Below are 14,066 nucleotides of genomic sequence, written 5' to 3' on the forward strand. Positions count from 1 at the left end.
GATGGGGGTTCGGGGGAAGGGGGAAAGGAAAGCCCTTTTCAAAGGGTTTCCTTTCCCCCTTCCCCCGACCGCCGGAGGCACACTCAACGAAAAAGGGCCGGTTTCACCGGCCCTTTTTCGTTGTGTATCTATCGCGTCAATTTGCGGAACTTCAACCGGTGCGGCTGGTCGGCGTCGGCGCCGAGGCGTTTCTTGCGGTCGGCGTCGTATTCGGAGTAGTTGCCTTCGACCATGACCACCTTGGCGTCGTCTTCGAAGGCGATGATGTGGGTGGCGATACGATCGAGGAACCAGCGGTCGTGGCTGATGACCAGCACGCAGCCCGCGAAGTTCTCCAGGCCGTCCTCCAGGGCGCGCATGGTGTTAACGTCCAGGTCGTTGGTCGGTTCGTCGAGCAGGAGCACGTTGGCGCCGGATTTGAGCATCTGGGCCATGTGCACGCGGTTGCGTTCGCCGCCGGACAGCACGTCGACCTTCTTCTGCTGGTCGGCACCGGCGAAGTTGAAGCGCGAGCAGTAGGCCCGTGCGTTGATCTCGCGGTCGCCGAGCTTGATGAACTCCGCCCCGCCGCTGATGATCTCGTAGACGGTCTTGCCGGGGATCAGGGATTCGCGGTTCTGGTCGGCGTAGGCCAGCTTGACCGTGGCCCCGAGGGTCAGGGTCCCGGAATCGGGCTGTTCCTCGCCCACGATCATCCTGCACAAGGTGGACTTGCCCGCGCCGTTGGGGCCGATGATGCCGACGATGGCGTTGGGCGGCAGGATGAAGCTGAGGTCCTCCATGAGCAATTTGTCGCCCTTGGATTTGGTCACATGTTCGGCCACGACCACCTGTTTGCCGAGATGCGGTCCCGGCGGAATGTAGATCTGGAGGTCGTCGGCCAGCCGCTCGGCCTCGTGGGAGAGCATGGACTCGTAGGCGTTGATGCGCGCCTTGGACTTGGCGCGGCGGCCCTTGGGCGACATGCGGATCCACTCGAGCTCGCGCTCCAGGGTCTTCTGGCGGTCGGCCTCCTGCTTGCCCTCCTGGGCCAGACGGTTCTGCTTCTGTTCGAGCCAGGACGAGTAGTTGCCCTTCCAGGGGATGCCCCGGCCGCGATCAAGTTCGAGAATCCAACCCGCCACGTTGTCCAGGAAGTAGCGGTCGTGGGTCACGGCGATGACGGTGCCGGGGAAGGAGGACAGGAACCGCTCCAGCCAGGCCACGGAGTCCGCGTCCAGGTGGTTGGTGGGCTCGTCCAGGAGGAGGATGTCCGGGGCCTGGAGCAGCAGGCGGCACAGGGCCACCCGGCGACGCTCGCCGCCGGAGATGACCGACACCGGAGTGTCGGCCGGGGGACAGCGCAGGGATTCCATGGCCATCTCAAGCTTGGAATCGATGTCCCACGCGCCCTTGGCGTCCATGAGTTCCTGGACCTTGCCCTGCTTTTCGATCAGGGCGTCCATCTCCTCGGGCTCCATGGGCTCGGCGAACTTCTCGTTGATGGCGTTGTATTCGCGGACGATGTCCATGACGTCGGCCACGCCCTCCTCGACCACTTCGCGCACGGTGCGCGACTCGTCGACCAGGGGTTCCTGTTCGAGATAGCCGATGGTGTAGCCGTCCTTGACCTGGATTTCGCCCTCAAACTGGTCATCCACCCCGGCCAGGATCTTGAGCAGCGACGACTTGCCCGAGCCGTTCAGGCCGAGCACGCCGATCTTGGCGCCGTAGAAGTAGGACAGGGAGACGCTCTTGAGCACCTCCTTCTGCCCGTGACGCTTGGTCACCTTGTACATGGAGTAGATGATCTTTTCCGCTTCGTTGCTCATGGATGGACCTCGTTGAAAGTGGATTTCGTAAGCAGCCGCTTTAGGTATACGACTGCAAGACCGCTTTCAAGTCGTTTTTATCGTAGCCGAGTTCGGCCAACCTGCCGCCGTGCCCGAAGACCGGCTTGTCCTCGCGGTAGATGACGCCCAGCGGTATGCGGTCGCCGAACTCCTCGCTCAGGGTCATGGCCGACGCCCAGTCCGTGGGGTCGTGATCCTCGAGGATGTAGGTGCGCTCCTTGTACCAGGCGTAGGTGTTGACCTTGTTGAAGGAGACGCAGGGCTGGAGGATGTCCACCAGGGAGAAGCCCTTGTGGGCCATGGCCTCCTTGATGGTCGCGACCAGGTGCTCGGGTTCGCCGGAGAAGGCGCGGGCCACGAAGCTCGCGCGCATGGCCACGGTGGTGGCCACGGGATTGAACCCGTCGGACCGGTTGCCCTCGGGCTGGGCCTTGGTCACGTGGCCGCGCGCCGAGGTCGGGCTGGCCTGACCCTTGGTCAGGCCGTAGATCTGGTTGTCGTGGACGAGCACGGTCAGGTCCATGTTGCGCCGCACGGCCGCCAGGAAGTGGTTGCCGCCCTCGCCGTAGCTGCACCCGTCGCCGGAGGAGACGATCACGTGCATCTCCGGGTTGGCCATCTTGATGCCCTGGGCCACGGGCAGGGACCGGCCGTGGAGCCCGTTGAACATGTTGCAGCGCATGTAGTGCGGCAGTTTGGCCGCCTGGCCGATGCCGGAGGATATGATGATGTCGTGGGGCGCGAGGTCCTGTTCGGCCAGGGCCTGCTTGAGGCATTTGATGATGGAGAAGTTGCCGCAGCCCGGGCACCACGCGGTCTCGAATTCGCCGTAATCTTCGATGGAAACCATATTTCGCTCCTGGTCTAGAGGATGTCGGTGAGGCCCTTGAGGACGTATTCCCAGGTCATGGCCCGGCCGTCGAAACGCAGGATGCGGTCGGGCACCATGAACCCTGTCTCGCGGGCGATGAGCTGGGCGAACTGGGCCGTGGCGTTGCCTTCCACGGCTATGACCCGGCCAGCGCCTTCGAGGAAGTCCATAAACTGCTCCTCGCGCAGGGGGTAGACCTGCTTGAAGTGCAGGACGGCCAGGGACTTGTCGCCCTCATAGCGGTCCAGGGCCTCCAGGCAGGCGCCCAGGTTGGGGCCCCAGCAGACCATGAGCGCGTCCGGCTTGTCCGCGCCGTAGTAGTCGGGGCCGATGACCTCCTCGAACAGGCCGGATTCCTTGCGCAGCCGCTTGGAATTCATGGCCACGCGAACCGCCTTGTCCTCGGATATCTTGGAGTTCTCCTCGTGGGTGTGGGAATCGGCCCGGACCAGGGCTTCGGTGAAGCCGGGAATGAGCCTCGGGGAGATGCCGTCGTCCGTGACGACGTACCGCTTGTACTCGCCCTCCTTCCACTCCAGCAGCGGCCCGGCGACCTCGGGAAGGCCGTCCAGGTCGAACGGCTCCACGGCGCGGTAGCTGTCGGCCAGGTATTGCTCGGACAGGATGAAGATCGGGGTCTGGTAGGTCTCGGCCAGGTCGAAGGCCCGGTGGGTCAGGTAGAAGCAGTCCTCGGGCGTGGCCGGGGCGAAGATGGCCCGGGGGAACTCGCCGTGGCCGGAGCTGAGCACCAGGTTGAGGTCCGCCTGCTCGGTGCGGGTGGGCAGGCCCGTGGCCGGGCCGGGACGCTGGACCACCACGCAGACGATGGGGGTCTCGGACACGCCGGCCAGGCTGACCGCCTCCTCCATGAGGGCGAAGCCGCCGCCGGAGGTGGTCACCAGGGCGCGGGCTCCGGCGTAGGATGCGCCGAGCGCCATGTTCATGGCCGCGATCTCGTCCTCCACCTGCTCGTATTGCAGGCCCAGGGGCGCGCCCTTGGCGATGAGGGTCATGGCCACCCCGGTGGAAGGAGTCATGGGATAGAAGGAGACGAAGTTGCAGCCCGCGGCCAGGGCGCCCAGGCCGATGGCCTCGTTGCCGTTGAGCATCATCCGGCCCTTGGAGCCGCCGGACTTGATGTCGCAGAAGAACTCGTGGTCCTGGCCCGAAACCCAGGCATAGGCCTTGCGCAGGACGTCGAGGTTGGCGTCGACCACCTCGTCGCCCTTCTTGCCGAAGGTCTGCCGGAGCAGTTCCTCCAGAATGGCGACGTCGATGTTGACGGCCCGCCCGAGCACGCCGAGCATGGCGGTGTTGTGGAAAAGCTTTTTGGAGGAGAGCTCCTCGTAGGGAATGCGCAGCGCGTTGAGCCCCGCGGTGTCGAGGTCGGCTCCGGCCACGACCAGTCCGCCCTTCCCCAAATCGTTCAGGTGTTTCTCGAGGGTCTCCGCGTTGAGGGCGGCCAGGATGTCGATGGACTCGGTCCCGCCGAGCAGATCCTCCTCGCCCATGCGGATGGCGTAGGTGTTGTGCCCGCCGCGCACCCTGGACATGTAGCGCTGGGTCACCAGAAGATGATGTCCAGCCCTGGTTATGGCCTTGGAAAGCAGCTGGCCGATGGTGACCAGTCCCTGGCCCGCCGCGCCGCCGATGACGATGTTGATGCTTTTTTCTGGCATGCGGTCCCCTGGTTGCGGTTGAAAAAAGGCCGGGAGGAACGGGTGGTTGCCTCCCGGCCGGATTGATTCGGCTGGTTATGCGTTGGTCGGCGGAGTGAAGACCCGGGTGCCGAGGTCGCGGTCGAGCATGAACAGCCCGCCGCCGTCGCCCACGAGTTTGAGCTTGCCGACGGCATCGCTGACGTTGTCCTCTTCCTCCACCTGCTCGGAGATGAACCACTGCAGGAAGATGCCCACTGCATGGTTGCGCTCCTCCACGGCCAGGTCGGCGATCTTGTTGATGCGCGCGGTCACGCCCTTCTCATGCTCCAGGGCGTCCTCGAAGGCGGCCAGCGGCGTCTCCCAGGTGTGCTGCGGGGCGCCGATGGCGCCGAGCTTGGCGTGGCCACCGGCGTCGTTGATGTAGTTGAAGAAACGCATGGCGTGGAACATCTCCTCCTGATACTGGGCGTTCATCCAGGTGGCGAACCCGGACAGCCCCACATGGGCGAAATGGGAGGACATGGAGAGATACAGATTGGCGGAGAAGATTTCCCAATTCATCTGTTCATTGAGGGCATCTTCCAGTTTCTCGCTGAGCATAACGGACGTCTCCTTGACTTTGGTGTTCTATGCATACGGGCGAGGCGTGCACGCGCCTTGTCCCAGTGGATGACAATAATCATCATGAGCAAAAAGACCAGAGTATTTTACACCATTTTTTCGGAGGTGTTGCAACCACCGGACGGTGTCGGGGAGGAGCCGCCCGGCGGCCGGGGCCGGAGCGGCCGCTAACAAAGGCGGTTTTCGGCGAAGATGGCCCGCAGCCGGTAGGCGAGATGGGTGTTGCGGTTGCCTGAGGTGGCGTTGTTCAGGCCGATCTTGAAGGCCCGGTCCGAACCGATGAGCACGGCCAGTTCGCGGGCGCGGGTCAGCCCGGTGTAGAGCAGGTTGCGCTGCAGCAGCAAAAAATGCTGGGTGACGATGGGCATGACCACGGCCGGATACTCGCTGCCCTGGGACTTGTGCACGCTGACCGCGTAGGCCAGGCCGAGTTCGTCCAGGTCCGAGGATTCGAAGTGGACGTGGTTGCCGTCGAACTCGACCATGAGCTCCTGGCTGTCGGTGTCGACCCCGACGATCCAGCCCAGGTCGCCGTTGAACACTTCCTTGTCGTAATTGTTCTTGAGCTGGATGACTCGGTCGCCCTCGCGGAAGGTGGCGAACTTGCGCTTGAGCTCGCGCACGCCCGGCCCGGGCGGGTTGAGCCGCGCCTGCAGGGCCGAGTTCAGGGCCTGGGTGCCCACGTCCCCCTTGTGCATGGGGGTGAGCACCTGGATATCGCGCAAGGGGTCGAGCCCGTACCGCTCGGGGATGCGCTCGCAGACCGAGTCCAGGATGAGCCTCTGGACCTTCATCGGGTCCTCCTGGGGTATCCAGTAGAAGTCGGCCTCGGGCGGCGGGCACGGGTGCTGGCGCGGGAACTGGCCCTCGTTGATGCGGTGGGCGTTGACCACGATGAAGCTTTCCTGGGCCTGACGGAAGATGTGCGTCAGCACGGCGCACGGCACTCTTTCGGAATTGATCAGGTCGCCCAGGACGTTGCCCGGCCCCACGCTGGGCAGCTGGTTCACGTCGCCCACCAGGATCAGGCGGCAGGTGTGCGGCAGGGCCCGGAGGATGGAGACGAAGAGCTGGGCGTCCACCATGGAGGCCTCGTCCACCACCAGGACATCGGCCTTGAGCTTCTGGTCCTCGCAGTAGTGGAACCCGCCGTCGGGCTGGAACTGGAGCATGCGGTGCACAGTCTTGGCCGGATGCCCGGTGGCCTCTGCCATGCGCTTGGCCGCCCGTCCCGTGGGCGCGGCCTGCATGATCTTGAGGCCCAGTTCCTTGAGGGTCAGCAGGATGGCCTTGGTGATGGTCGTCTTGCCGGTGCCGGGTCCGCCGGTGATGATGAAGACCTTGTTGGAGCACGCCTCGAAGACAGCCTCGCGCTGCTCGTCCGACAGGGTGAAGCCGAGCTTGTCCTCCACCTTGGGCAGGGTCTTGTCGATCTTCTTGCGCGAGATGGGCGTGGGATGGCTGATGAGCTGGTACAGGCGCTGGGTGGTCTCGTTCTCGTAGTGGAAGAAATACATGAGATAGACCGCCTCGGAAATGCCCTGCTCGGACAGGTTCTCGATGCGGATGCGCTTCTTCTCCTCCAGCCCGAACAGGGCCAGCTCCAGCTTGTCGTAGTCCGTGGTGTCGAGCATGCGGGCCACGTCTTCGAGCAGCTTGGGCTTGGGGATGAACAGATGGCCGTTGCGCTCGCAGGAGGTCAGCAGGGTGTAGGCCAGGGCCGCTTCCAGCCGCTGGGCGCAGTCCGGGGCGAAGCCGAGCTTCATGGCCATGTGGTCGGCGGTCTTGAAGCCCACGCCCCGGATCTCGTAGGCCAGGTCGTAGGGATTCTCCCGCAGCTTGGCCTCGGCCTGGGCCCCGTAGAGATGAAATATCTTGCCCGCGAAGGTGGTCGGCACCTGGTGGGACTGGAGGAAGACCAGCAGGTTCTTGATCTCCCGCTGGCGGCCCCAGGACTCGATGATGTCCTTGAGCTTGTTCTTGGAGATGCCCTTGATCTTGAGGAGCTGTTCCGGGTCGTCGTCCAGGATATCCAGGACGCCTATGCCGAACTCCTCCACGATGAGGGTGGCGGTCTTCTCCCCCACTCCTTTGATCGACGACTGGAGAAACCGGATGACCCCGTTCTCGGTGGCGGGCCGGGCCTGTTCGAAGGTGGCCACCTCGAACTGGCGGCCGAACTTGGGATGCACGATCCACCGGCCCCGCAGGTTCAGGGATGCGCCCCCGGCCAGTTCGCCCAGCGTGCCGACGATGGTGATCTGGCCCGGCTCGTCCTTGGCCCGGACCCGGACGATGGCGTAGCCGTTTTCCTTGTTATAGTAGATGGTGCTGACGACTTCAACGTCGTTCAGGCTGGTCTGTTGTTCGTCGCTCATGCGGGTTTCCGGTTACATCTTCTGCCGATGAACCAGAGACTGCTTGAGGGTCTCCTTGTCCATGAACTTGACTTCGGCCCCGATGGGAATGCCCTGGGCCAGGCGGGTCACCGAGACATCGGGGAACTCGGACTCCACCAGATTCTTGACGTAGGAGGCCGTGGCCTCGGCGTCCAGGGTGGCCCCCAGGGCGAGGATCATCTCCTCGAAGTCGCCGGTGGCCAGCCTGCGGCGCAGCCGGTCGATCTCGAGCTGGCCGGGGTCCACGCCGTCCAGGGGAGACAGCAGACCGCCCAGAACGAGGTACTTGCCCCGGTAGACGCCCATCTCCTCCATGGCCAGGAGCGCGTCCCACTCCGGCACCAGGCAGAGCTGCCCGGTGTCGCGGGTGGCGTCGCCGCAGATGGCGCAGGGGCTGGACTCGGCCAGGCAGGCGCAGTCCTCGCACAGGCAGAGGCGCTCGCGCAGATCGATGATGGCCTGCCCCACCCCGCCGGCCCGCTCGCGGGGCATCTTGAGCAGGGTCAGGGCGATGCGCAGGGCGGATTTGGGGCCGATGCCGGGCAGGCTCGACAGTTGCTCGACCACTTCCTTGAGCGGTCCGGGAAGATTCTGCAATGCGACTCCTTGAAGAAAAACGGTCGTCCAAAGGCGAGCGGGCGGCGCGGACGGACATCCGGGCCGCCTTTGCGCGACGGACAACGGACGGAAGTTAGAACATACCGGGGATGGACAGGCCGCCGGTGACGCCCTTCATGGCCTCTTCCATCATTTCCTTGGATTTCTTGAGGGCCTCGTTGGCTGCGGTCATGACCAGGTCCTGGAGCATCTCCACGTCGCCGGATTCCATGACGGACGGCTCGATGCGCACCTCGGTCACTTCCTGGGCGCCGGTGACCTTGACGGTAACCATGCCGCCGCCGCTGGACGCCTCGACCTCCCTGGTCTTCAACGCGTCCTGGGCCTCGGTCATCTTGCGCTGCATGATCTGGGCCTGACGGAGCATTTCGTTCATGCCTTTCATTATATTCTCCTCGGATCGTATACTTAGTGTTTTCTGTGACTTACCGAAAGCATCTGGGCGTTGAAGGCCTCCATGACCCTGATCACGCCGGGATGTTTTTCCGCCTCTTCCATGAGTTGCCTGTCCGATTTGGGCTCGGCAATATCGCCTGTTTCCACGCGAACCTCAACCGTCGGGCCGAAAAATTCCCTGGTCAGGCCGTCGAGGGCCGCCAGCGTGGATTTCTCCTTGAGCTGCGAACACATCATCCGGGTCTTACAGATGATCCGCAGGGCGTCCTTCTCCCGCGTCCCTTCGGTCAGGTGGAGCATGGACACCTTGACCCCGGCCTCGCCGTTGCGCGCCTCCACGAACTTGAGGAATCCCTCCCAGTCGCGCGGGCCGGGAATGGACGCGGCCGTGACGCGCGGCGATGCGGATTCGGACAGGGGCGTGGCGTCCGACGGGCCGACGGGCTCGGGTTCCGGCTCGGGCCGGGCCGAAGGGGCCGACTGCGCCCGGGGCGGCACCACGCCGGACCCGCCGGGCTCCCGCGCCTCGTAGTGCGGCGGGGCCGACCTCGTGGGCGGCGCCGTCTGCGGCTGCACGGGCCTCGGAGGGACGGACGGGCGCTGCATGGGCTGCGGCGGAGCGAACTGCCTGCCGCCGGGGGGCATCCCCCCCTGCCCGCCCTGCATGCCGGAGCCGCCCTGCATGTTTGAACCGCCCTGCGCGGGGCCGGACTGGCCGCCTCCCATGGGGGACCTGGGCGCGCCGCCGGTGCGCGGGGTCATGGACTCCAGGTTGATCAGGTCCGGCAGGCTGGTCAGGTTGAGGAGCAGCAGCTCCAGGGCCAGGGCCGGTTCCAGGCTGGTCATGACCTTGCGCTGGCCGTCCAGAGTCATCTGCCAGCAGGCATGGATGTGGGCGGGCTCGAACTTGCCGGCCCAGGCCATCCAGGTGGCGGCCTCCTCGCCGGACAGGCCGAGCAGGGGCAAGGCCTCTTCGCCCGCCTGCCGGAGCAGGAACATGTTGCGCCAGCAGTTGGTCAGCTCGCGCAGGAAAAACCCGAGGTCGAGCCCCTGGTCCAGCACCTGGCGCAGGACGTAGCCCACAGCCACCAGATCGCGGGCGTGCATGGACTCCATGAGCCCGAAGAAGACATCCTGGCCCGCCAGGCCGAGAAAGCCGCGCACGTCGGCCTCCCTGAGCACGTCCTCGCCCATGGCCAGGGCCTGGCCGAGCAGGGACATGGAGTCGCGGACCGAGCCCGCGCCGCGCTTGGCGATGATGGACAGCGCGCCGGGCTCAAACTTGAGCCCCTCGAGATTCATGATCTTTTCGAGGTGCGCCACCAGCTCGGCCTGGGGCAGCATCTTGAAGGTATAGTGCTGGCAGCGGCTGACGATGGTGGCCGGAAACTTGTGGTGCTCGGTGGTGGCCATGATGAAGGTGGCGCGGGGCGGCGGTTCCTCCAGGGTCTTGAGCAGGGCGTTGAAGGCCTCCTTGGTGAGCATGTGCGCCTCGTCGATGATGAAGACCTTGTAGCGGCCGTCGATGGGCGCGTAGCCGATGTCCTCCTTGAGGCGGCGGGCGTCGTCGATGCCCCGGTTGGACGCGCCGTCGATCTCGATGACGTCCGGGGCCACGCCCGCGGTGATCTGGCGGCAGTGGTCGCACACGTTGCACGGTTCGCCCGTGGGCGCGTTCACGCAATTCAGCGCCTTGGCGAAGATGCGGGCGATGGTCGTCTTGCCCACGCCGCGCGTGCCGGAAAAGAGATAGGCGGGCGCGATCTTGTCCTGGGCCGCCGCCCGGGAGAGGATGGATTTGACCGCCTGCTGCCCCGCCACTTCCTCGAAGGTCTGGGGACGATACTTGGCCGTGAGATTCGATGTGCTCATGGATGTGCCTGGGGCTGTGGCGCGGAATCGGCAGTCGCCTGAAATAATGAAGGGAAAAAGGGGAAACCCGACAATCCGCGCCGGATTTCCCCTTACTTACCAGATGATGGACCGGTTTTCTAGACTTTCTATCAAGCCTGGTAGCGGTGCAGCCAGTGCTCGTAGTCCGGATTTTCGCCCTTGACGATCTTGAAGAACTCGGTCTGGAGCAGCTTGGCCACGGGACCGGCGGTGCCGGTGCCGATGGTGCGGCGGTCCACGGTGCTGATCGGGGTCAGCTCGGCGGCGGTGCCGGTGAAGAAGACCTCGTCGGCCACGTAGAGCATGTCGCGGGCGATGGGCTCCTCGCGGACCTCGTAGCCCAGGTCGTTCGCCAGGCTGATGATGGAGTCGCGGGTCAGGCCGCCGAGCACGCCGTCCAGGTGCGGGGTGTAGATGATGTCGTTGCGGACCAGGAAGATGTTCTCGCCGGTGCCCTCGGAGACATGGCCCGTGGTGTCGAGCAGGATGGCCTCGTCGTAGCCGTCGGCGATGGCCTCGTTCTTGGCCAGCACGGAGTTGACGTAGTTGCCCGAGGCCTTGGCCTTGACCATCATGACGTTGATGTGGTGGCGGCTGAAGCTGCTGCACCGGACGTTGATGCCCTTTTCCAGGGCGTCTTCGCCCAGGTACGCGCCCCAGGGCCAGCAGGCGATGATCACGCGGGTCGGGTTGTCGCCGGGGTACACGCCCATGGCGCCCTCGCCCACGAAGGCCAGCGGACGGACGTAGGCGCCGGCCAGCTTGTTGCGCTTGAGGGTCTCGATGGCGGCCTCGGTCATCTCGTCGGCGGTATAGGGCATCTTGATGCCCAGGATCTTGGCCGAATCGACGAAGCGGACCATGTGGTCCTGCAGGCGGAAGACCTCGGAGGAGCCGTCCGTGCACTCGTAGGCGCGGATGCCCTCGAAGACCGCCGTGGCATAGTGCAGGGCGTGGGTCAGGACGTGGACGTTGGCCTCGTCCCAGGGGACCTGTTTGCCGTCAAACCAGATGGTTTCGGATTTCTGAACCATGAAATATCTCCTTATGTATTTCGGCCTTCGGCCGGATATATTCCTGATCGAAAGATGGACGCTAAAAAAAACCGGCAGTGAGGTCAAGACACAACCGACAACTCGCTGATTACGCCGCATTGTCCGGCTCACAATATCGGCCATTTTCATTTTGACAGGCCACACGGCGCAGAGTAAGAAAAATCCCTTGTACTAATACATTTTGAGGAGTTTTCCGCCATGTCCAAGTTTGCGAGAGTCGATCGACTGCCCCCCTATGTGTTCGCCCAGGTCAACGAACTCAAGATGAAGCTGCGCCACGCAGGCGCGGACATCATCGACCTGGGCATGGGCAACCCCGATGTGCCCACCCCCAAACCCATTCTCGACAAGCTGGCAGAGGCGGCATACAAGCCCGGCAACTCCAAGTATTCGGCATCCAAGGGAATCAAGGGCCTGCGCAAGGCCGTGCAGGACTGGTACTACCGCCGTTTCGACGTCACGCTCGACCGCGACAACGAGATCTGCGTGACCATGGGCGCCAAGGAGGGCCTCGCCCACCTGGCCCTGGCCATGCTCTCTCCCGGCGACGTGGTCCTGGCACCGGACCCGGCCTACCCCATTCATCCGTACGCCTCGATCATCGCGGGCGCGGACGTGCGCCGCGTGCCCATCGGACCGGGCCAGGACTTCTTCGAGAACCTGGAAACGGCCATCCGGCACACTTGGCCCAAGCCCAAGGTGCTGATCATCAATTTCCCGCACAACCCGACCACCCAGTGCGTGGAGCTGCCCTTCTTCCAGCGCATCGTCGACTTCGCCAAGGAGAACGGGCTGTACGTCATCCACGACCTGGCCTACGCCGACTTCGTCTTCGACGGGTACGTGGCCCCGAGCATCATGCAGGCCGACGGCGCCAAGGACGTGGCCGTGGAGTTCTTCTCCATGACCAAGAGCTATTCCATGGCCGGCATGCGCGTGGGCTACTGCGTGGGCAACCCGGAGATGGTCAACGCCCTGACCCGCATCAAGAGCTACCTCGACTACGGCATCTACCAGCCCATCCAGATCGCGGCCGCCTGCGCCCTGAACGGCGACCTCGATGACTGCCCCAAGTTCAGCCGCGAGGAGATGGACCAGGCAGTCAAGGAGATCATGGCCGTGTACCAGGACCGGCGCGACGCCCTGTGCGAGGGCCTCAACCGCATCGGCTGGTGCGTCACCCCGCCCAAGGCGACTATGTTCCTGTGGGCGCAGATTCCGGAGGAGTTCCGGCCCATGGGGTCCGTGGAGTTCTCCAAAATGCTCCTGCAGGAAGCTGAAGTGGCCGTCTCTCCCGGCCTCGGATTCGGACAGTACGGCGACGACCACGTGCGCTTCAGCTTCGTGGAGAACCGCCACAGGACGAACCAGGCCGTGCGCAACTTGCGCAAATTCTTCTCAAAGGGGTAAACATGGATGTAATCAGACTCGGTCTCGGCGGATTCGGAACGGTCGGCTCGGGCCTGGCTAAGATACTGGACATGAATGCCGGACGCATTGAAAAGCGGCTCGGCAAGAAGATAGTGATCTCCAAGGTCCTGGTCAGGGACCTGACCAAGAAGCGGGCCTTTGATCCGGGCCCGGACGTGGCCTTCACCGACGACCCGGACGCGCTGGTCAACGACCCGTCCGTGGACATCGTGGTGGAGCTCATGGGCGGCCTGGACACGGCGAAGGAACTCATGCTCAAGGCGTTCGCCGCGGGCAAGCACGTGGTCACGGCCAACAAGCACCTGCTCGCCGAACACGGCCTGGAGCTCTTCCAGGCCGCGTCCGACAACGCGGTCGGACTCCTGTTCGAGGCCAGCTGCGCGGGCGGCATCCCCATCGTCCAGACCCTCAAGGAGAGCCTGGCGGGCGACGAGATCGTCAAGATGCTCGGGATCATGAACGGCACGGCCAACTACATCCTGTCCGAGATGACCACCAAGGGCATGGATTTCGAGGCCGCCCTGGCCGACGCCCAGGACCTGGGCTACGCCGAGGCGGACCCGACCTTCGACATCGAGGGCTTCGACACGGCCCACAAGCTGTGCGTGCTCATCCGCATGGCCTACGGCGTGGACTACCCCCTGGCCGCCCTGCCCGTGCAGGGCATCACCAGCGTGACGCCCATGGACATCGAGTTCGCCCGCGAATTCGGCTACCGCATCAAGCTGCTGGCCCACGTCGAGGACGTGCACGGCAAGCTCGAGGCGGGCGTGCACCCGGCCCTGGTGCCCTACACCTACCTGCTGGCGCGGGTGGGCGGCAACTACAACGCCGTGCGCCTGGAAGGCAATGCGGTGGGGCCGATCATGCTCCACGGCCAGGGCGCGGGCGACCTGCCCACGGGTTCCGCCGTGCTGGCGGACATCATGAACCTGGTGCGCAAGATCAGCGACGGCTGCACCGGCCCGGACAACACCGGCTTCCACAACCAGGCGATCCCCAAGGCCAAGATCCTGCCGCCCGAGGAATCCGAGTCCAAGTACTACTTCCGCTTCACCGTGGCCGACCGTACCGGCGTCATGGCCGCCATCACCCGGTCCATGGCCGACCACAACGTGTCCATCGCCCAGGCGGTGCAGAAAGGCGAATCCGGGGCCGAAGGCATCCCGCTGGTGATCATCACCCACGAGACCTCGGCCCGCGACGCGGACGCGGTCCTGGCCGAGATCGACGCCATGGACTTCTCGGTGGAGCCCTGCGTCAAATTCCGAATCCTGTAAGACGGACCA

General features: G+C 64.6%; 11 protein-coding genes. 2 read left to right on the plus strand and 9 right to left on the minus strand.

The features are described 5' to 3' along the window. Positions 1 to 128: 128 nt before the first annotated feature. The 9 genes from ettA to AB6M95_RS14660 all read right to left on the minus strand — a co-directional run bounded on the left by ettA (position 129) and on the right by AB6M95_RS14660 (position 11,325). On the minus strand, positions 129 to 1,811 hold the full coding sequence (ettA, locus tag AB6M95_RS14620) for an energy-dependent translational throttle protein EttA (RefSeq protein ID WP_371387484.1): 1,683 nt from the start codon (positions 1,809 to 1,811) through the stop codon (positions 129 to 131). A gap of 40 nt (positions 1,812 to 1,851) precedes the next feature. Further along, positions 1,852 to 2,682 (minus strand): 2-oxoacid:ferredoxin oxidoreductase subunit beta, encoded by an 831-nt coding sequence (locus tag AB6M95_RS14625; protein WP_371387485.1) that lies wholly within the window; start codon positions 2,680 to 2,682, stop codon positions 1,852 to 1,854. A 14-nt stretch (positions 2,683 to 2,696) separates the two neighbouring features. Continuing rightward, positions 2,697 to 4,382, minus strand: a complete 1,686-nt coding sequence (locus AB6M95_RS14630; RefSeq protein ID WP_371387486.1) for a 2-oxoacid:acceptor oxidoreductase subunit alpha — start codon at positions 4,380 to 4,382, stop codon at positions 2,697 to 2,699. 75 nt (positions 4,383 to 4,457) lie between these two features. Then, positions 4,458 to 4,964, minus strand: a complete 507-nt coding sequence (locus tag AB6M95_RS14635; protein WP_371387487.1) for a ferritin — start codon at positions 4,962 to 4,964, stop codon at positions 4,458 to 4,460. Between the two features lie 188 nt (positions 4,965 to 5,152). After that, positions 5,153 to 7,363 (minus strand): SF1B family DNA helicase RecD2, encoded by a 2,211-nt coding sequence (gene recD2 / locus AB6M95_RS14640; RefSeq protein ID WP_371387488.1) that lies wholly within the window; start codon positions 7,361 to 7,363, stop codon positions 5,153 to 5,155. A 12-nt stretch (positions 7,364 to 7,375) separates the two neighbouring features. After that, a complete protein-coding gene (recR, locus tag AB6M95_RS14645; protein WP_371387489.1) occupies positions 7,376 to 7,981 on the minus strand; it encodes a recombination mediator RecR in 606 nt (201 codons plus the stop codon). Between the two features lie 94 nt (positions 7,982 to 8,075). Then, the gene (locus AB6M95_RS14650; protein WP_371387490.1) at positions 8,076 to 8,387 is read right to left on the minus strand and encodes a YbaB/EbfC family nucleoid-associated protein; all 312 of its coding nucleotides are present in this window, start codon (positions 8,385 to 8,387) and stop codon (positions 8,076 to 8,078) included. 23 nt (positions 8,388 to 8,410) lie between these two features. Further along, positions 8,411 to 10,270 carry a DNA polymerase III subunit gamma/tau gene (gene dnaX / locus AB6M95_RS14655; RefSeq protein ID WP_371387491.1) on the minus strand — a complete coding sequence of 620 codons (1,860 nt, stop codon included), beginning with the start codon at positions 10,268 to 10,270 and terminating at the stop codon, positions 8,411 to 8,413. A 131-nt stretch (positions 10,271 to 10,401) separates the two neighbouring features. Further along, complete coding sequence (locus tag AB6M95_RS14660) at positions 10,402 to 11,325, minus strand: branched-chain amino acid transaminase (RefSeq protein WP_371387492.1); 924 nt, start codon at positions 11,323 to 11,325, stop codon at positions 10,402 to 10,404. Positions 11,326 to 11,544: 219 nt separating this feature from the next. Between AB6M95_RS14660 and AB6M95_RS14665 the strand changes: the two genes are divergently transcribed. Together AB6M95_RS14665 and AB6M95_RS14670 are read left to right on the plus strand one after the other, a co-directional pair. Next, entirely contained in the window at positions 11,545 to 12,756 is a 1,212-nt protein-coding gene (locus AB6M95_RS14665; protein ID WP_371387493.1) for an aminotransferase class I/II-fold pyridoxal phosphate-dependent enzyme, read from the plus strand. Positions 12,757 to 12,758: 2 nt separating this feature from the next. After that, a complete protein-coding gene (locus tag AB6M95_RS14670) occupies positions 12,759 to 14,057 on the plus strand; it encodes a homoserine dehydrogenase (protein WP_371387494.1) in 1,299 nt (432 codons plus the stop codon). The last annotated feature ends 9 nt before the right edge of the window (positions 14,058 to 14,066 follow it).

It is taken from the genome of Pseudodesulfovibrio karagichevae (genome assembly GCF_041414475.1).
In the GTDB taxonomy this organism is placed as follows: domain Bacteria; phylum Desulfobacterota; class Desulfovibrionia; order Desulfovibrionales; family Desulfovibrionaceae; genus Pseudodesulfovibrio; species Pseudodesulfovibrio karagichevae.